General features: G+C 68.1%; 15 protein-coding genes. 6 read left to right on the forward strand and 9 right to left on the reverse strand.

The annotated features are described in order from the left end of the window. Window positions 1–3 precede the first annotated feature (3 nt). Window positions 4–987: a terpene synthase family protein gene (locus BLV57_RS31945; protein ID WP_143047194.1), complete on the forward strand. Its 984-nt coding sequence runs from the start codon at window positions 4–6 to the stop codon at window positions 985–987. Beyond that, entirely contained in the window at window positions 978–2273 is a 1296-nt protein-coding gene (locus tag BLV57_RS31950; protein ID WP_091295291.1) for a cytochrome P450, read from the forward strand. Before BLV57_RS31945 ends, BLV57_RS31950 begins: the two co-directional genes overlap by 10 nt. Here BLV57_RS31950 and BLV57_RS31955 read toward each other — a convergent pair. Beyond that, on the reverse strand, window positions 2257–4899 hold the full coding sequence (locus tag BLV57_RS31955) for an AAA family ATPase (RefSeq protein WP_091295293.1): 2643 nt from the start codon (window positions 4897–4899) through the stop codon (window positions 2257–2259). The two genes, BLV57_RS31950 and BLV57_RS31955, sit on opposite strands and share 17 nt — an antisense overlap. 132 nt (window positions 4900–5031) lie before the next feature. On the opposite strand from BLV57_RS31955, the gene BLV57_RS31960 reads away from it, so the two are divergent. Both BLV57_RS31960 and BLV57_RS31965 read left to right on the forward strand, forming a co-directional pair. After that, window positions 5032–6246: a M14 family zinc carboxypeptidase gene (locus tag BLV57_RS31960; protein WP_245757604.1), complete on the forward strand. Its 1215-nt coding sequence runs from the start codon at window positions 5032–5034 to the stop codon at window positions 6244–6246. Between the two features lie 282 nt (window positions 6247–6528). After that, entirely contained in the window at window positions 6529–7791 is a 1263-nt protein-coding gene (locus BLV57_RS31965) for an HNH endonuclease signature motif containing protein (protein ID WP_091295297.1), read from the forward strand. 749 nt (window positions 7792–8540) lie between these two features. Here the strand turns inward: BLV57_RS31965 and BLV57_RS31970 are convergent. From BLV57_RS31970 to BLV57_RS32005, 8 genes are all read right to left on the reverse strand, one after another. After that, a complete protein-coding gene (locus BLV57_RS31970; RefSeq protein WP_091295300.1) occupies window positions 8541–9554 on the reverse strand; it encodes an ABC transporter ATP-binding protein in 1014 nt (337 codons plus the stop codon). Continuing rightward, complete coding sequence (locus BLV57_RS31975; protein WP_091295302.1) at window positions 9551–10537, reverse strand: ABC transporter ATP-binding protein; 987 nt, start codon at window positions 10535–10537, stop codon at window positions 9551–9553. The genes BLV57_RS31970 and BLV57_RS31975 overlap by 4 nt, the downstream gene beginning before the upstream one ends. Continuing rightward, entirely contained in the window at window positions 10537–11517 is a 981-nt protein-coding gene (locus BLV57_RS31980; RefSeq protein WP_091295304.1) for an ABC transporter permease, read from the reverse strand. Before BLV57_RS31980 ends, BLV57_RS31975 begins: the two co-directional genes overlap by 1 nt. An 84-nt stretch (window positions 11518–11601) precedes the next feature. After that, the gene (locus BLV57_RS31985; RefSeq protein WP_091295306.1) at window positions 11602–13356 is read right to left on the reverse strand and encodes an ABC transporter substrate-binding protein; all 1755 of its coding nucleotides are present in this window, start codon (window positions 13354–13356) and stop codon (window positions 11602–11604) included. A 16-nt stretch (window positions 13357–13372) separates the two neighbouring features. Continuing rightward, on the reverse strand, window positions 13373–14386 hold the full coding sequence (locus BLV57_RS31990) for an ABC transporter permease (protein WP_218134920.1): 1014 nt from the start codon (window positions 14384–14386) through the stop codon (window positions 13373–13375). A gap of 153 nt (window positions 14387–14539) precedes the next feature. Further along, a complete protein-coding gene (dmpG, locus tag BLV57_RS31995) occupies window positions 14540–15565 on the reverse strand; it encodes a 4-hydroxy-2-oxovalerate aldolase (RefSeq protein WP_091295308.1) in 1026 nt (341 codons plus the stop codon). After that, entirely contained in the window at window positions 15562–16434 is an 873-nt protein-coding gene (locus tag BLV57_RS32000) for an acetaldehyde dehydrogenase (acetylating) (protein ID WP_091295310.1), read from the reverse strand. The genes dmpG and BLV57_RS32000 overlap by 4 nt, the downstream gene beginning before the upstream one ends. Window positions 16435–16483: 49 nt before the next feature. Further along, window positions 16484–17161, reverse strand: coding sequence for a PP2C family protein-serine/threonine phosphatase (locus BLV57_RS32005; RefSeq protein ID WP_091295313.1), 678 nt, complete (start codon window positions 17159–17161; stop codon window positions 16484–16486). A gap of 46 nt (window positions 17162–17207) precedes the next feature. Between BLV57_RS32005 and BLV57_RS32010 the strand changes: the two genes are divergently transcribed. Both BLV57_RS32010 and BLV57_RS32015 read left to right on the forward strand, forming a co-directional pair. After that, window positions 17208–18644 (forward strand): N-6 DNA methylase, encoded by a 1437-nt coding sequence (locus BLV57_RS32010; RefSeq protein WP_091295315.1) that lies wholly within the window; start codon window positions 17208–17210, stop codon window positions 18642–18644. Between the two features lie 10 nt (window positions 18645–18654). Then, window positions 18655–19542: a serine/threonine-protein kinase gene (locus BLV57_RS32015; protein ID WP_091295318.1), complete on the forward strand. Its 888-nt coding sequence runs from the start codon at window positions 18655–18657 to the stop codon at window positions 19540–19542. The last annotated feature ends 25 nt before the right edge of the window (window positions 19543–19567 follow it).

The following is a 19567-nucleotide window of genomic DNA, read 5'->3' on the forward strand; positions in this document are numbered from 1 at the left end:
ACCATGCCACTCGAGATCCCCGACCTGGACCGCCGCTATCCGTTGCGCCGCAGTCCGCATTACGAAGCGGTCGCCGACGAGTTCCACGCCTGGTTCCTCGATCAGGGCCTGTTCACCACCGAGAAGCAACGCAAAGCCTTTGTCGCCAAGGACTATCCGTATCTCGTCTCGATCGCCTGGCCCGCCTGCGACCGGCGGACGCTCTGGGACTTCGCGACGCTGGCCGCCGCGCTTTCCGAACGGGACGACGAGGCCGACGCGGCCAGGGCCGGCGCGTCGCTCGGCAAGCTCCGTGCCAGCCTCGCGGATGTCCAAGCACACCAGTCGACCAGCTCGGAGCGCCGGTGGGGACCGCTGCTCGCGAAGGTCTGGCGGAGCATGCTGGAGTACGTCTCGCCGCAGATGATGACCAGGCTCGCTGACGCGATCTCCGGGTACCTCGAAGGCTGCATCGCTTACGACCTCAAGCAGATCGACGGCTACCGGTTCGGCTGCGTCGAGGACTATCTCGAAATCCGCCGCTTCACCATCGCGCAGCGCGTGGACCAGGTGCTGACCGAAATCAGCCTCGGGATCGACCTCGGCCAGGCACGCGACGACAAGCTGATCAAGGACCTGTGCGACCGCGATGTCGAGCGCGTGATCGTTTACCACGACCTGCTTTCGCTGCGGAAGGATCTCGCCGAGGGCGAGACCGAGAACATCGTGCTGGTGATCGCCGGCACCGAGGGCTGCGACCTGCAGGAGGCCGTGCACCGCACCTGCCGCCTGCTGGACAAGAAAATGGACCGCTACGAGGAAAGCGCCAGGAAGGTGCGGTTGTCGCCGCTCGGCTGGCGCGATGACGTCTGCCTGTTCGTGGACGGGCTCAACGACTTCACGTCCGGGCTCATCGAGTGGGCGACCTGTTCGGCGCGCTACACGATGGGCGAAACCAGCCAGTGGGCCACCAAGACGCAGATCGTGAGTGAGACGCCATGCCGATGACACGGGGACTTCCGGTGCTGGGCCACGCGCTGCGGCTGGCGCGCACGCCGTTGCGATTCGTCGAATCCGCGCGGGACAGTGGCGACGTCGTCGTCTTCCGGCTCGGGCCCAAGCGCTGTTACCTGGTCAACGATCCGGCTCTGGTGCGCGAGGTTTTGGTCACCAGGCAGAAGAACTTCGTCAAGGGCGGTCCCTTGTACGAGCAGCTGCGCAATCTGGTCGGCAAGGGGCTCGTCGCGTCGAGCGGGCAGCTGCACCGGCGGCAGCGCAAGCTGGTCCAGCCCGCGTTCCATCACCAGCGGATCGCGGGCTACGCGGAGGCCATCGCCGAAGTCGTCACCAGCACGTCCGAGAGCTGGCATGACGGGCAGGTGCTCGACGTCAATCACGAGATGCACTCGGTGAGCATCGGCATCCTGGCGAAGACGCTGTGCACCGCGCTGCCTGGTGACGAGTTCGCCGACGAGATCCGGCGGTCGCTTCCGGTGCTGCTGCAGGGAATCGCGCGTCGCGCGTACGTGCCCGCCGGGTTCTTGCACAAGCTGCCGCTGCCCGCCAACCGCCGGTTCGACGAGGCGCTGACCGGGCTGTGCGCGCTGATCGACCGGCTCGTCGCCGCCTGTCACGCGGACCCGGTGGACCGCGGCGACCTGCTGTCGCTGCTGACGTTGTCCGGGTCGATGTCGGATCAGCAGCTGCGAGACGAGGTGATGACCATGCTGCTGGCCGGGTTCGAGACGGCCGCGACGACGTTGATGTGGACCTTGCAGGTGCTGAGCACCCAGCCGGAGATCCAGCGGCGCGTGCAGGAGGAAGTGGACGGCGTCCTTTCGGGGCGGCAGGCGGGTCTCGAGGACCTGCCGAAGCTGGGCTACCTCCGCAACGTGCTGCTGGAGGCGATGCGGCGGTATCCGATCGCCTGGCTGCTGACGCGCCGCTGCGTCGACGAGACCGAGCTCGGCGGGGTACGGATCCCTGCCGACGCGGACGTCTTCTACAGCCCGTACGCGCTGCACCACCACCCGGCGTACTTCAGCGAGCCGCACACGTTCGATCCGGACCGCTGGCTGTCCGAAACCGCCAGGCCGTCCCACGCCTATCTGCCGTTCGGCGCGGGCACGCACAAATGCGTCGGCGAGTCCTTCGCGATGACCGAGATGATGCTCGCGGTCGCGGCGATCACGGCGCGCTGGCACGTGCTGCCGGTGCCGGACAGGCCGTTCGAGTGGTCGGCGACCAGCACGTACTCGCCGAAGGACTTACGGCTCGTCATCGAAGCGCGGTAGCCAGATCGGTCCGCGCGGTGATGCCGAGCTTGCGATAGACGCTGGTCAGGTGAATCTCGACGGTCCGAACGGCGACCTGGAGCCGTCCGGCGATCTGACGGTTGGTGTGGCCCTGCCGCGCGAGCAGGGCCACCCGGCGTTCGCTCGCGGTCAGCGCGCGGGCGCCGGTGAGATACCCGCCGCGCGGGCGTCCACCGGCACGGCGGAGTTCGGCGTGCCCGCGCCTGGCCAGCGGCCCGGCGCCACAGCGTTCGGCGAGCTCGGCGCCTTGGCGCAGCGCGGTCCTGGCGCGGGAAACGGCACCCGCCATGTGCTCGGCGGTGCCGAGGTCGATCAGGGCGTGCGCGAGTTCGAGGCCTTCGAGCAGGTCAACGGCCTCGCGGGCCAGCTTCAGGCCCGCCGCGCCCGGTGTGATGGCCCCCGCGACGCGCAGACTCACGCCGAGGCTGCGGCGCAGGCCGCTCGCGCGGGCGATCTCGACTTCCTCGCCTGCCAGCGCGCGGGCGCGGGCGTGGTCGCCGAGCGCGTAAACGCCAGTCGCGGCCAGGGAACGCCAGTTGCCCATGGCCGGGTTGTCCCAGCCCCACGCGACCATCCGGCGCCCGGCTTCGAGCAGCGCGGCGGTGCCTTCGGCGACGCGGCCGCCAGCGATGCGCAGTTTTCCTTGCGACAGCAGGAATCGGGCGCGGTTCCAGCCGTGGTCGCCGTCGTACATCGGATAGCGGGCCAGCGCGCGCTCAGCGCGGTCGTAGTCTCCACAAAGGACATACGCGTCGACGAGCCCGGCGATGAGCAGCGGATCATTCCTGCGCAGCAACGGCGTCGGCGCGAGTTCCAGCATCGATTCCGCCAGCGCCGCCGCCTTCGCGAGTTCACCGTGGCGGAGGTAGGCGTCGGTGAGCAGCACGACGGTGGGCAATCCGCGCGGCAGGGTTTCGAGCACGCGGATGGCTTCGGGCACGCGGTCGCAGTAGAGGAGCGCGCCCGCCGCGGCCGTCGCGGCGGGGAAGATCGTGTGGTCGCTCGCCACGCCCCGGTCGAGCGTCAGGTTCGCCAGGTGGACACCCTCGCCGATGTCACCGCGCGCGGCGCTGAGGAACGCCCGGATGGCGAGCAGCGCGCGTTCGCCGGGCGTGTCACCCATCGGGACGGTTTCCCAGTCCGCGCGGGGATTCCAGGTGGCGAGGTTGGCCGTGGAGAGCGCGAGCCGTTGCGCGGTCAACACCAGCGCGCAGTCGCGGCCCCGGACGCGGATGGCCGCGCGTTCCAGGATCTCGTGTGCCTCGACGGGACGTCCGCCATGGGAAACGGCCTGCGCCAGCACGGAATACGCCTGCGCGTACAGCTCGGGGTCCTGGTGGGGGTCGATTCCGGCGGCGACCTCGGTCAGTGTGTCGGCGACCCGGCGGGCGTCGAACCACGGGGTGGTCGCGGCGAGCATGTCGAGCAGATCGCGCGGGTCGGCCGGGTGTTCCCGGAGCGCGCGGCACACCAGCTCGCCCGCCTTGACGGCGTCTTCCCGGCTCAGCGCGGTCCGGGCGGCCTGCGCGAGCACGATCACCCGCCACACCTCGTCGCCGGGCGCGGTCTCGAGCAGGTGCTTCGCGATCTTCTCGGCCTCGGAATCCTTGTCGTACAAGTGTTTTGCCGCTTCAGCATGCGCTTTCTCGACCTCGTCGGCGGACATCCCGGCGAGGACGGTCTCGGCGGTGAACTCGTGCACGAACCGCGGCGCGGCGCCGCCGGTCGTCAGACCGGACTCGGCGAGCAGATGGGCGGCCTGGCGTGCCTCCACGCTGTCCATCTCCAGGGCATCGCTCGCGATGGCGAGCGTCCGCGCCATCTCCAGGCAGCGCGGCGGCAGCTCGGCCAGCCGATACCGGATCACTTCGGACAACGCGCGGCTCGCGTACCAGGCGACGGAGTCGGCTTCCCTGGCCCCGTGCCTGGCCAGGCTTTCCAGCAGCCGGTCCAGCATCTGCGGATTGCCGCCTGTGGCCCGGTGACATTCTTTCGCGAACGCTTCGTCCGACTCGCCCACGATGTCCCGGACAGCGGTCTCACTGAGCGGCCGGAGTGAGAGCGTCCGCGCGGCCACGAACGCCGGGTCGTCTCGGAACGCCCCGCCACGACGGCCCAGCACGACGAGCACGGCCAGCTCCCGCAGCCGCCGCGCGACGTACGCCAGCCAGCCGAGCGACGCGCGGTCCGCCCAGTCGACGTCATCGACGAGAAGCAGCACCGGCTCCCGCTCGGCCAGGTTCGCGAGCAGCCAGAACAACCCGTGCAGCGCGGCGAAGTCTCCTTCGGGCGTGACGGCCCGCGGGTCCAGCGCCCGCAGTGCCAGCTCGGCGGAGCCGGTGAGGAGTCGCGCACGCTCGCGGGTGTCCGCTGTGGCCAGCACGGGTTCCAGCAGCTGGCGGACGAGCCCGAGTCCGAACTCACGCTCGGGCAGGCTTCCCTGGGCGCGCAGCACCCGCATGCCCGTGGTCTGCGCGAGGTGGTCGAGCATCGCGGTCCGCCCGATCCCCGGCGGCCCTTCGATCACCGCCACCGCGCCCCGCCCGGCCCGCGCCCGCTCCGCGAGCGCCGACAGCTCGGCCAGCTCGGCCTCCCGTTCGAGCATCTTCCACCTCCCCTGCCTCCCTGTTCACGTACCGCGCGGCCGTGAGGTTCACGATGGACCGGCCGAACGGAGGCTGACCGCGGCGTCTCACTCTCGCTAAGTTGGTGAATGAATCACCGAGGGGAGCCCGGTATGTCTCGAGTCCTGACCGCGTTGCTCGGCTTGGCCTTGCTGCCGATCGCCGCCGCACCCGCTGCCTACGCTGCTGAGGCGCCACCGGCGGCATGCAGTGACGAACCACGGGATCTGCCGATCGACGAGTTCACCGACTATCGGGAACTGGTGGGCGAACTCGGCAGGCTGGAGCGGGCAAGCAAGGGCCGTGTCACCGTCAAGACGGCGGGCACGTCAACCCGTGGCAGGCGGATCCACCAGGTCACCGTCGGCACCGGCCCGAAGGTCTTCCTTGTCTCCAGCGAAATCCACGGCAACGAGAAGACCGGAACCGACGCGATCCTCCGGATATTGGAGTATCTCGGCACTTCGGAGTCCCGCGAGGCCCAGCGCCTGCGCCGCACGATCACCTTCGTCGCGGTCCCCAAGCTCAACCCCGACGGCGCCGAACTCGACCGCCGCGGCAACGACCTCTCCTGGGCCGAAGTCCAGCGCACCTTCCCCCAGCTCGCAGGCCGCCCGCCCGCCTGGAACTACCTCGACACCCAGCTGCAGGGCGACGATTACCGCACCCGCCCCGGCTTCGACGTCAACCGCGACTTCAACCCCGAACTCGGCTACCTCCCCCGCGCCGAGGACGTCCCCGGCGCCCCGGACCAGCCAGGCTGGTTCCTCACCCCGGAGGCCCGCGCACTGCGTTCGGTCTACGTCGGCCTGACGGCCCAGCGCGGCAAAGTGCCCGACGTGTACGTAGACCTGCACCACCAGGGAGCCTGCGTCAAACAGGCGGGCAGCAACCGTTTCCTCGACGTGGGGATCGACTATCCCCCGTTGCCGGACAAGTTCTTCGAGCCGGGCCAGAAGTACGCCAAGTACCGCGACGTGTACACAAAGGACGCCTCACGCCAGCTCGCGATCAGCGGCTTCAACGGAATCCGCGACGCCGGCTACCTCGGCGCCCGCTACCCCCACGACGCGGCCCGCGACCTGCCGGGCCAGGCTCGGTGTTCGTTCGCGCTGAACGGAACCGGGACCGTGCTGTTCGAGGTTCGCGGCCAGACACAGACTCTGGGTCAGTGGCATCGGGAGCACTTCACTCGGGCGGTCATCGCGGGGCTGACGAACATGCTGCGTGACGTCAGTAGTGGAGCGGTGACGACCATCGACCCCGAGAGCTTCGACGACCTTCCCGGGACGATCGAAACCCTTGGCAGGGCTGAGATCGTCGAGTAGGCCGGTCATGCCTTTCGAGTTCCCATCGCGTCTGCGTGTCCCTGGGTTTTGGGTCTGTTTGGGTCGGATCTAAAGACATCCCGTATGGACATTTCCGCTCCGGGGCCGGGTGGTGTTTGGGGTCGCCGCGGAAATATCCATACGGACCGAGGGCACGGTGGTCAGATTTCGTTGTGGCTCACCGGAAACCCCAGCTGGTACTTGCTGCCCGCCTGGGTGCTGGGTCGACCAGCCCGGCGTGTCTAGTGGCATATGACTCTAGATTCGCGTAGTGTGGAATGCATGATCAGCACCGAATACCCCGACGCCGCAGCACCACCGGAATGGTGGCGCTGCGACAAAGACACGCTGCTGCTCGCCTACGTCGCCCGCGAACGAGAAAAACGGCGCCTGGAGGCCGAGCAAGGACAAATCCTCGCCGAGATCGAATCCCGGGGTGTGAAGGAGGTGACCGGCTACGCCACGGTGCCGGGGATGCTGGTCGATTGGGTGCAGATCAAGCACTCCGAGGCCAAAGCCCGCGTCGACCGCGCCCGCGCCCTCAACCCCCGCCAAGACGGCGGCACCCGGATTCCCGCACTCGCACCACATGCAGCAGCCGCGGCATTGAATGGTGATCTCGGGGCGGCGCAGCTGGATCCGATCATCGCCGCCCTCGGGGCACTCCCGCCCACGGTGTCAGCGGAGGATCGGGAGACCGGCGAGGAGATCCTGGTCAACCTGGCCCGCACCGCCGGACCACGCCAGATCACCCACGCCGCCAAGAACCTGCGCGACCGGCTCGACCCGGACGGGCGCGAACCCAAAGACCCCGACCCAGCCGAACCCCGCCACGAACTCGGCTTCGTGACCCACCGCGACGGCACCCACGGCATAAAGATCAAAACCGACGCCGAAACCATCGCCCGATTGAAAGCAACCCTGGACCCACTCGCCAAACCCCGCCCCGCCACCGAAGAAGAAGGCCGCGACACCCGCTCCCAATGGCAACGCCTCGGGGACGCGTTCGCCACCTTTGTCCGCATCGGCATGGGCAACCCCGACATCCCCACCCAAGCCGGAGACAGCGTGCACGTCGTGGTCACCCTCGGCCTCGACGAACTCAAGACCGGCATCGGGCGGGCATGCCTGGATTTGGTCGGAGATATCAGCGCCAGCGACGCACGCCTGCTCGCCTGCGACTGCAAAGTCATCCCGGTCACCCTCGGCTCCCACGGCGAACCGCTCGATGTCGGCCGCGCCCAACGCCTCGCCACCCCGGCCCAGCGTCGGGCCCTCGCGATCCGCGACGGTGGCTGCGCCTTCCCCGGCTGCGACGCGCCCCCACAGCAATGCACCGCCCACCACATCGTTTTTTGGGCACACCATGGAGAAACCCGGATCGATAATCTCGTGCTGCTCTGCGGTCGGCACCACCGACTGATCCACAACAGTGACTGGGAAGTACGCATCGCCAGCGACGGACATCCCGAATTCATCCCACCGGCGTTCATCGACCCCGCACGCACACCCCGCCGCAACACCATGCACACCACACGAACCTGAACCCCACCGCAGGCGCGGGAAGCCCACCCGGCCGAGGCAGATCCTCTTTACTCGCTTCCGGCGCAGCAGCCGCGCCCTAAAGCACCAGAAGTGCCGCCGCCGCGTACTCAAGCTACGCCCCCAGGCCCACCGGCACTGGCACAGAAATCCGTCCGGTCTTGTGCAGGCTTTTCGGCCACTCAGCGGCCGAATATCCCACATAACAACCAAATACCCGGGCCGAGCGCTCAAAAGATCTCGGCCGGACCACCCACCCGATCACCCTTCCCGCCGCCATCGCACACCACGACCACGACAGCCCGAACCAACGCCCAGGCGCGCAGCAAGTACCACCTGAGGTTTCTGGCGAGCCCAAGCGGCGTTGTACCACCGTGCCCTCGGTCCGTATGGATATTTCCGCGGCGAGCACAAACACCACCCGACCCCACGAGCGGAAATTTCCATACGGGACCGCCCTAGATCCGACCCCAACAGACCCAAAACCAGAGCAAGCCGGAGACCTCCCCCGCCCACCATCCACGCGCCTAGCCCACCCGCCCCGGGCCGAACACGACCGGTGGCCTGTGCCCAGACGGACGACACGCGTGCACAGACGGACGACACGCGTACCCAGGTGGACGACACGCGTACACAGACGGACGACACGCGTACCTGGTCGGACGACACGCCAGCGTCCGACCGAGCCGGCCGGGCCGGGCCGGGCGGGGCGAGGCGAGGCGAGGCGAGGCGGGGCGGGGCGGGGGGCGGGCTTAGTCGGATTCGGGGATTACTTGGCGGGACTCGGGGAAGTGGCAGGCGGCCAGGTGGCCGGAGGTGGCCGAGGTGAGCTGGACCAGCGGTGGTTCCTCCGACGCGCAGATGTCCTGGGCCTTCCAGCAGCGGGTGCGGAAGCGGCAGCCCGACGGCGGGTTGATCGGGGACGGGACGTCGCCGGTGAGGCGGATGCGTTCGCGGTGGGCCTCGCTGTCGGGGTCGGCTTCGGGGACCGAAGACAGCAGGGCGTGGGTGTACGGGTGCTGGGGATTGCCGTAGAGGTCGGCGCGGTCGGCCACCTCCACGATCTTGCCGAGGTACATGACCGCGATGCGCTGGGAGAAGTGGCGGACCACCGCGAGGTCGTGGGCGATGAAGACGAACGCGATGCCGAGGTCCCTTTGCAGGCGCTGCAACAGGTTGACGACCTGGGCCTGGATCGAAACGTCCAATGCGGACACCGGCTCGTCCGCGACGATCAGGCGGGGTTCGAGTGCCAGTGCGCGGGCGACGCCGATGCGCTGGCGCTGGCCGCCGGAGAACTCGTGCGGGTAGCGGTTGTAGTGCTCGGGGTTGAGGCCGACCGTCTCGAGGAGCTCCTGGACGCGCTTCTTGCGGCCGCCGGGCGGGTCGATGTCGTTGACCTCCATGGGGCCCGCGACGATGGACCCGACCGTGTGGCGGGGGTTCAGCGACGAATACGGGTCCTGGAAGATCATCTGGATCTCGGACCGGATGGGGGCCAGTTCCTTGCGCGAGGAGTGCGTGATGTCGCGCCCGGCGTAGGTGATCTTGCCCGCCGTCGGTTCGAGGAGGCGGGCCAGCAGACGGCCGGTGGTCGACTTGCCGCAGCCGGATTCGCCGACCAGGCCGAAGGACTCGCCTTCGTGGACGGTCAGGTCGATGCCGTCGACGGCCTGCACCGAGCCGACACGGCGCTTGAAGATGGCGCCGCCGCGGACCGGGAAGTGCATCGTGAGGCCACGAGCTTCAAGGAGGGGCTCAGTCATCGCAGGGCCTCCTTGTCCGTAGTGGACAGATGGCAGGCCGCGGCGTGCTTGAGGTCAGGCGACAAGAGTGGACGCTCCGTGGTGCACAGGTTTCCGGGTACGCGGCCGACGTGGTCGCAGCGCGGGTTGAACGGGCAGCCGGTGGGCAGGTCGATCAGGCTCGGCGGGGTGCCGCGCACCGGGACCAGCGGGACGTCGACGTCGCCGCTGAGGTGCGGGATCGACGCGAGCAGGCCCCAGCTGTACGGGTGCGACGGCGTGTTCAGCACCTCGCGCACGGTGCCGCGCTCGACCGAGCGGCCCGCGTACATCACCAGCACGTCGTCGGCCATCTGCGCGACCACGCCCATGTCGTGCGTGATCAGGATGATCGAGGTCTCGAACTCGGCCTGCAGCTCGCGCAGCAGGTCGAGGATCTGGGCCTGCACGGTGACGTCGAGCGCGGTGGTCGGCTCGTCGGCGATGAGCAGGTCGGGGTCGCAGCACAGCGCGATCGCGATCATCGCGCGCTGGCGCATGCCGCCGGAGAACTGGTGCGGGTAGTCCGAGGCGCGCCTGGCCGGGATGCCGACCTTGCCGAGCATGTCGGCCGCGCGCTTGCGGGCGTCGCGTTTGGACGCTCCGGTGTGGCGGCGATAGGTCTCCGCGATCTGCTCGCCGATCGTGTAATACGGCGAAAGCGAGGTCAGCGGGTCCTGGAAGATCATCGAGATCCGGTTGCCGCGCAGCTTGCGCATCGACGACTCCGAGGCCGAGGTCAGGTCGATCCCGTCGAACAGGATCTCGCCGCCGATCTCGGTCTTCTCGGGGTTGTGCAGCCCGAGTATCGCCATGTTCGACACGCTCTTGCCGGAGCCGGACTCGCCGACGATGCCGAGCGTGCGGCCCTTGATCAGGTCGAACGACAACCCGTCGACGGCCTTGACCACACCGTCCTCTGTGGAGAAGTGCACTTTCAAGTCGCGCACGGAAAGCAGGCTCATCAGGCCACCTTGATTCGCGGGTCGATCACGGCGTAGACGATGTCGACGACGATGTTGGCCACCACCACCGCGGTCGCGGCGAGCAGCACCACGCCCATCATCATCGGCAGGTCCGAGGCGAACACGGAGTTCACCGCGAGCTGCCCGACACCGATCAGGCCGAACGAGGTCTCGGTGATGATCGCACCGGCGAACAGCACGGCGATGTCGAGACCGAGGATCGTCGCGATAGGACTCATCGCGCCGCGGAACGCGTGCTTGACGTACACCTCGCGGGTGCTCAAGCCCTTGGCGCGCACCGTCCTGATGTAGTCCTCGTTGAGCACGTCCACCATGGACGATCGTGTCAGCCGCGCGTAGTACGCGGTGTGGATGATCGCCAGGCAGGTCCACGGCAGGATCAGCCCGGTGACCCACTGGGCCGGACTGTCGAAAAAGGACGTGTACGTCGGCCGAGGCAGCAGGTCCGAGCTGTACACGAAGATGTAGAGGAAGAACGGCGCCATCACGTAGATCTGCATCGAGCCGCCGAGCAGCGCGAAGATCATCGAGATCTTGTCGGCGAGCTTTCCCTTGCGCAGCGCGGCGAGCATGCCCAGCCCGACGCCGAAGATCAGGAACAGCACCACCGCGCCGATGGCCAGCGAGATCGTCACCGGCAGCCGGTCGAGCACCGTGTCGAGCACCGGCTCCTTGTTGACGAAGGAGTAGCCGAGGCACGGCGCGTCGCACGGCTTGTCGCCGATGACCCGCCCGGCGAAGATCCCGCCGATGAACACCAGGTACTGCTGCCAGACCGGCTGGTCCAGCCCGAGGTCACGGCGGATCTGCTCGACCAGCACGGGTGTGCAGGACTTGCCGCAGGACAGCGCGGCGACCTCATTGCCGGGTACGGCGAAGAAGAGCAGGAACGTGATGGCGCTGATGATCAACAGGATGACCACGGCGCCCAGCACCCTGCGTGCCAGGAAAGCCAACATCGGGGGGATTCTCTCCGGAAACGCCAGCTGTCGACAGGTGGTGCCGTCTTTTCAGGCACCACCTGTCGACAGCTGGCTAAGGGGTCAGGACTTCAGGAAGAGGTTCGCGAAGTTCAGCACGCCGTGCGTGTCGACGGACGCGCCGCCGACGTTCGTGCCGGACATGATGAGCCGCCGCGTGTAGGCGTACGGGATCGCCGGGACCTTCTCCATGATCTTGGCGTCGAGCTTGGAGAACTCGTCACCCTGCTTGATCGGGTCGTCGATCGCCAGGATGCGGTCGATCTCCTTGTTGATCTCCGGGTCGTTGAAGTGCGAGTTGTTCGGGCGGCCGTCACCGATCTTGCGGCCGTCGTAGATCTCCGGGTAGACCGTCACGCCGGTCGGCCAGTCCGCCGCCCACGAGGACCAGTACAGGTCCAGGTTGTTGTTGACGGTGTCACGGGCGTCGTTGAACGTCTTCGGCTGCATCGGGATCTTCTCGACCTTGAAGCCGGCCTTCTCGAGGCCGTCCGCGATGGCGAGCGCTTCCTTCTCCCGGTTCGGCTGCTGGCTGTAGCCGAAGGAGATCGACTGGCCGAGCTTGCCGGCGTCGGTCAGCATCTTCTTGGCCTTCTCCGGGTCACCCTTGGGGTTGACGTCGGTGATGCCGGGCAGGTCGTACTTCTTCCAGCCGAGGTTGGCGGGCGAGCCGAGCGTGGTCGACAGGTCGCCGTAGAACGGGCCGCCGTTGGTCTGGCGCGCCTGCTCCTTCGGGAACGCGGTGAGCAGCGCCTTGCGCACGTTCACGTCGGTGATGCGGGTGGTGTTGATCGAGTAGACCTCGGACGCCGAGGTCGCGACGTCGAGCACCTGCGCCTTGAGCTTCGGGTCGTTCATGACCTGGTCGATGCGCTCGGCGGGCACCGAGTGGTACAGCGCGGTGGCGTTCTTGTCGTCGCCGGCGCCGGCGGTCAGCCGGTCGGTGATCTCCGGGGGCAGCGGGCCGAAGTTGATGGTGAAGCCGTCGACGAACTGGTGCCGGATCGGGTCGGTGTTCGGGTCCCAGAACTCGTTCTTGACGAGCTTCAGCGACTTGTCGACAACGTGCGACTCGATCTTGTACGGGCCGTTGGTCGGCGGGTTGGCGTCGAGGCCTTCCTTGCTGTCCTTGGCCTTCTGCACCGGCACGGTGGTGCCGAGCGCCGCGGCGAACGGGAAGTCCGGGTGCGGCTTGGGCAGCTTGAAGATGATGGTCTTGTCGTCGGGAACCTCGATCTTGTCGTTCCCGAGCTCCTTGCCGTCGTACGGGCCGTTGTAGACCTTCGAGAACTCTTCCGAGTCGGCCAGCCAGGTCTGGATGTACGGGAAGCCGCGGTTGTACTTCTCGTAGAACGAGCGCTCGACGGCCCACTTGAAGTCGGCGGCCACGATCGGCGTGCCGTCGGAGTGCTTGATGCCGTCCTTCAGCGTGTACTTCCAGGTCTTGCCGCCGTCGGTGGACTCACCGGTGTTGGTGGCCAGGTCGCCGACCAGCGTCGTCTTGTCGCCCTCGATCTTGTACATGGTCAGGCGGCGCGAGATCAGCTCGGAGATGGTCTGGTCCGGCGAGGTCTGCATCTGGCCCGGGTCGTAGTGGGTCTGGTCCTGGCGCCACAGCGCGGTGATCGTGCCACCCTTGCGCGAGCCGGGGACTTCCTTGGCCGGGCCCTTCGACTGGGACCCGTCCTTGTCGAGGGAGACCTTGCTGACCTCGTTCTTGGGCGCGTCGGTGGTCCCCGAGTTCTGGCCACCGGCGCTGCAGCCGCCGACGAGCAGCGACGCGGCCATCGCGACGCCGACGATCTTCTTCGGTTTCATCTGTCTCCCTGACTTCTTAACGGTGTGACTTCGGGTCGAGCGCGTCGCGGACGGAATCCCCGAGCAGGTTGAAGGCGAGCACGAAAATGATGAGCGCGATGCCGGGGAAGGTCAGATAGGTGATGTCGGCCTTGATGTAGTCGCCGCCGTCGTGGATCATCCGGCCCCAGTCGGGCGTCGGCTCGACCATCCCGACGCCCAGGTAGGACAGCGCGGCCTCGGTGGTCACCATCGCGGGCACGTCCAGCGTCGCGACGATCAGGATCGGCGTGATCAGGTTCGGCAGCAGCTCCTTGAAGATGATCCGCCGCGAACCGGCGCCGGACACCCGCGCGGCCTCGATGAACTCGCGCTCCCGCAGCGAGAGCACCTGGCCGCGCAGCAGCCGCGCGACCCGCGTCCAGCCGAAGACCGAGAGCACCAGCACCAGCGAGATGACCCGCAGCCAGATCGGCGCCTCCTTGCCGGGCGCGATGAACAGCGCGAGCGCGATCGGCATGAACGCCAGGTAGAACAGGGTCGACGGGATGGCCAGCAGCACGTCGATGACCCGGCCGATGAAGTAGTCGGCCTTGCCGCCCAGGTAGCCGGCGGCGATGCCGACGATGGCGCCGAACGCGGTGACGATGAAGACCACGACCAGCGCGATCAGCAGCGAGGTCCGGATGCCGTAGACCAGCTGCATCAGCACGTCACGGCCCAGTTTCGGCTCGAGGCCGAACCAGAACTCGCCGTCGATGCCGCCGTTGGGCTTCACCGGGATGCCGGTGTCGGTCAGCAGGCCGGGCCGGTCGAGGCCGTAGTGGGTGTACGGATCCTTGCCGTACAGCCAGGAGATGACCGGCGCGCCGAGCCCGATGACGAAGTAGAAGAGCACGACGCAGGCCGAGATCACGCCCGCTTTGTCGCGGCGGAACCTGCGCCAGGCGAGTTGCCCGGGCGAACGGCCTGGTGGTGGCTTTTTGACACCTGTGGTGGTCACCTCGGCGACGGCGGCAGGCGTCACCTCGGCGGAAAACAGCTCGGACACTTCTCCCCTGTCACCCGCATGCGTCAAAGAACGGGCGGAAATTTACGGTCCCGAGGATAGGGGCGTCAACCACCGATGGTTGGTTTTCCAGGTTACGAAATGGCCATGGCCGGTAATTAAGCGATTTCTTAGGGTAATTACACCCGAAAGCGTTTACCCGTTTTCGGCGGCCAGCCCGATGGCGACGTCGATGATCATGTCCTCCTGACCGCCGACCAGCCCCAGGTCACCGCACTTGCGCAGGATTTCGTGGGCGGGCACTTTGTACCGCTCCGCCGCGCGCTCGGCGTGCAGCAGGAAGCTCGAGTAGACGCCCGCCCAGCCCTGCACGATCGCGTTGCGATCCATTTTCGGCCATCGGTGCAGGTAGGGCCGCACGACTTCCTCGGCGGCGCTGGTCACGGCGAGCACGTCGAGGCCGGTTTCGATACCCATCCGGTCGAACACGGCGGCCAGCACTTCGGTAGGGGAATTACCCGACCCGGCGCCGAGCGCGCACAGCGACCCGTCGATGTAGCGGACCCCGGACTCGTACGCGAGTACCGAATTGGCTACCCCGAGTGACAGGTTCTGGTGGCCGTGATAACCGACCCAGGCCTCGTCGCCGACCTCGGCGACGAGCGCCTCGAACCGGGCCTTCGCCTCGTGCATGAGCAGCGCGCCCGCGGAGTCGGTGACGTAGGCGGCCTGACACCCGGCGTCGACCATGATCCGCGCCTGCTTCGCGAGGTTCTCCGGTGGCGTCCGGTGGGCCATCATCAGGAACCCGGCCGTCTCCATCCCCAGCTCGCGGGCGACACCGAAATGCTGGGGCGAGACGTCGGCCTCGGTGCAGTGGGTGGCGACCCTGACCATGTCGGCGCCGGCGTCGCGGGCGCGGCGAAGATCGTCGGCGGTGCCGATGCCGGGCACGAGCAGCACCGCGATCTTGGCCAGCTTCGCCTCGTCGCGGGCGGCCGCGATGAGCTTCAGCTCGTCGGTGCGGGAGAAGCCGTAGTTGAACGACGAACCGCCGAGGCCGTCACCATGGGTCACCTCGATGACGCCTGCCCCGGCCGCGTCGAGCGCGCGAACGGTGTCGCGCACTTGGGTTTCGGTGAATTGATGTGCCATCGCGTGACTGCCGTCGCGCAAGGTGGTGTCGACGATGCGGACGTCGTGATCGAATGCCGGTTTCATGCGAGCAGCTCCCCCACGCGGACCGCGGCGGCGGTCATGATGTCGAGATTTCCGGCATATTCCGGTAGATAGTCACCGTTTCCTTTGACTTCGAGAAAGAGAGCGACACGGCCGTTCCCGTCCCAGTCTTCGCGTGGATCGTCGAATTGCGGTTCGGCGCGCAAGGTGTAACCGGGAACGTAGTGCTGGACTTCGGCGACCATTTCGTGGACCGACGCGGTGATCGCGTCCCGGTCGGCTTCGGGGGAAATCGCGCAGAACACGGTGTCGCGCATGATCATCGGCGGTTCCACCGGATTCAGGATGATGATCGCCTTGCCCTTTTCCGCGCCGCCGACCTCGGCGACCGCGCGCGAGGTGACGTGGGTGAACTCGTCGATGTTCGCGCGGGTGCCCGGCCCGGCGCCGCGTGACGCGACCGAGGCGACGATCTCGGCGTACGGCACCGGTGTGATCCGGGAAACGGCGTGCACCATGGGAATCGTGGCCTGGCCGCCGCAGGTGATCATCGAGATGTTGGGCGCGTCCAGGTGCTCGCGCAGGTTGACCGGCGGGCACACCATCGGGCCGAGATACGCGGGCGTGAGGTCGATCGCGCGGACCCCGGCCTCGGCGTAGCGCGGCGCGTTGGCGAGGTGCGCCTTCGCCGAGGTCGCCTCGAACACCAAGTCCGGCAAGGGATCCTGGTTCAGCAGCCAGTCGACGCCATCCGCGGACGCCTTGATCCCCTGCTCCCTGGCACGGGCGAGACCGTCGGATTCGACCACGCCGACCACGTAGCCGACCTCGATCTCCTTGCTGCGCTTGAGTTTCGTCAGCAGATCGGTGCCGATGTTGCCGGGTCCGACGATGGCCGCGGTGATGGTCATGCCTCGACTGTCACGCCTGTGCCCGATCAGGAACAGTCTCTCGTTCCACTCAGCGGCACGGGACGTCGATGAGCAGGCAGGTGACATTGTCGAAACCGCCGGCGCCGTTGGCCAGCGCGACGAGTTCGGCGGCGGCGGTCTCCCGATCCGAATAGAGGGCGTTGTGGATCGCTTCGATCTCGACGTAATCGGTGAGGCCGTCCGAGCAGAGCAGATAGCGGTCGCCGGGCAGCGCGTCGTGCCAGCTGAGATCGGGCTCGTGCGGCTCGGTGCCGCTCTGCAGCGCGCGCATCAGCATGTTGCGGCGCGGGTGCTCCGCCGCTTCCTCGGCGGTCATCCGGCCCTCGTCGACCAGCGCCTGGACCATTGTGTGGTCGCGGGTGATCTGGCGCAGCTCGCCGTTGCGCAGGAGGTACCCGCGCGAATCGCCGATGTGGCCGAGCTGGAAGCGGCTGCCGTCCCAGCGCATCGCGGTCAGCGTGGTGCCGCAGCCGAACGGGGCCCGCTCGTCGAGCCTGCGCGCGATCTCGGCGACGACGAAGCCCAGGTCGGTGTCTTCGAACTCGCGCAGCACGTCGATGGCGATCGTGCTGGCCAGGTCGCCGTGCCCGTGCCCGCCCATGCCGTCGGCGATGGCCTGCACCTGAGGGGTCAGGTACGCCGAGTCCTCGTTGACCTGGCGGCGGAGTCCGACGTCCGTCGCCATGGTCAGCCCCAATCGTGTCATGACCCCAGTAGACCAGTTGTGAAGTCAGTACACAAGCAGTTAGTCTGTGTACATGGACGCCACCGTCAATCTCGGCGACATCGCCCGGCTCGTCGACGTCGGGCGGGCCGCGGTCAGCAACTGGCGACGGCGGCACGAGGACTTCCCGCGCCCGGTCGGCGGCACAGCGTCGAGCCCGCTGTTCTCCCTCGCCGAGGTCGAGAAGTGGTTGCGCGACAACGGGAAGTCGTTCGAGGTCTCCCCGGCCGACCGGATCTGGCAGCGGCTGCGCGCGGCGGACGACGATCTGCGGCTCGGCGAGCTGCTGGTCGAAGCGGGGCGCGAGATACAGGACGCCGCGACGTTCGAGTTCCTCTGCCAGCGGTATTTCGAGGCGCATTCACGGCGGCTGAACCTGACGCCGGTGGACGTCGCCGAGCTGATGGTCCGGCTGGTCGGCGGCGGGCCGGTGACCGATCCGGCCTGCGGCGTCGGGACACTGCTGATGGCGGCGGGGTCCGGCGCCGGGCAGGAGCTGGACCCGGTCAGTGCCCAGATCAGCGCCCTGCGCGTGCCGGGCGCTGAGGTCTTCGCCGGGGATTCCCTGCGCGCCAACGGGTTGGCGCCCGCGGACGCCGTGGTGTGCGATCCGCCGTGGCATGACCGGGCCTGGGGGTACGACGAGCTGATCGGCGACCCGCGCTGGGAGTACGGGCTGCCGCCGCGCGGCGAGCCGGAACTCGCGTGGGTGCAGCATTGCCTCTCGCTGGCCAAACCCGGCGGGCGCGTCGCGATCCTGCTTCCGCTGGCCGCCGCGAGCCGACGGCCCGGTAAGCGGATTCGCGGGAACCTGCTGCGGGCGGGCGCTTTGCTCGGCGTGATCACGCTGCCGGGCGCGACGCGGGACCTCTGGCTGCTGCGCCGCCCGGTGCCCGGCGAGCCGCCGCCGTCGAAAATCCTGTTGCTGGAGGCGGAGAATCTGGCCGAGATCGAGTCGGCGGAAGCGTCGACCCGGATCATCGACCTGCTCGACGACGACGTCGACCTGAGCCCGGCTCGCCACCGGGACGCCGATGTCGCGGCTGCCTTCGCGGACGCGCTGCAGCGGTTTCAGGCGGCCTCGCCGGTGCTCCCGTCGCTTGAGCCCGCGTCCGGCACACCGATGACCACGCTCGGCGAGCTGATCAAGGCCGCGCCCGGCGACGAGCCGGTCACGTCGCCCACCGGGGCGACGTACCTGATCGACCCCGAGCTGCTCGATCCCGGCTTCCTGGCGGGCGCTTTGCGTGCGGCGCTGGCGAAACCGGCGTCCGGGTCGAGCCGGTTGGACGTCAAGCGGACTCCGGTGCCCAGGCTCACGCTGGCGGAGCAACGTGCTTACGGTGCGGCGTTCGAGCAGCTCACCGCGTTGGAGGAAAGCCTGCGCGCGGCCACGGCGGCGGGTGACGCGCTGGTGCGGTTAGGCTTCGAGGGACTGCTGGGTGGGCGGCTCGGACCGCGTTAAGGGGACTGGAATGCTCATCGCCGACCGGTACGAGCTCGACGACCTGCCGCTCGGCCAGGGCGGGATGGGCGCCGTCCACGGTGGACACGACAAGCACCTCGACCGCCGCGTCGCGATCAAGTTCCTGCGTCTGCCCGGCGGTCCCGAGGACGAGCTGACCCGACGCTTCGTCCGCGAGGCCCGCATCCTGGCCAAACTCGAGCACCCGGGCGCGCCGATCCTCTACGACTTCGGCATGTTCGAAGGCAGGCTGTTCCAGGTCATCCAGTTCATCGACGGCATCACGGTCGCCGACCTGCTGAGCGAACACGGCCCGTTGCCGGTGCCCTGGGCTGCCTCGATCGCGGCCCAGGCGTGCACGGTGCTTTCGGCGGCGCACGCGTTGTCGATCTGCCATCGCGATCTCAAGCCCACCAACCTGATGCTCTGCCCGGATGGCGGCGTCAAGGTGCTCGACTTCGGCCTCGCGGTCCTGCGTGAGACGGACGTAGCGCAGTTCACGCGCGGCGGCCAGATCCTCGGCACCCCCGCCTACATGGCGCCCGAGCAGATCCAGCGCGGCTCGTCGGGCCCGCACAGTGACCTGTACGCGCTGGGCTGCCTGCTGCACGAAATGCTTACCGGCCAACCGCTTTTCAGCGGGCCAACGGCTTACGCGGTCTTCGAGCGACATGTGAAGGAGCGCCCGGCCCCGGTGCGCGGCCTGCCCGCCGGGCTGAACGCTTTGATCGCCGCGTTGCTGGAGAAGGACCCGTCGCGCCGCCCCGCCGGCGCGGTGGTTTACGAGGGCTTGCAGGCGTTCACAGCCGATCTGCCCCCTTTGCCCGGGTTCGTCTCGGGCGAGCCGAACCCGGGACGGATGTACGCGCGCATCGTGGGCCGGGTCAAGGACTCGTGACCTCCTGAAAAGCTCACCCGCGACG

This window comes from Amycolatopsis xylanica, assembly GCF_900107045.1.
GTDB lineage: Bacteria > Actinomycetota > Actinomycetes > Mycobacteriales > Pseudonocardiaceae > Amycolatopsis > Amycolatopsis xylanica.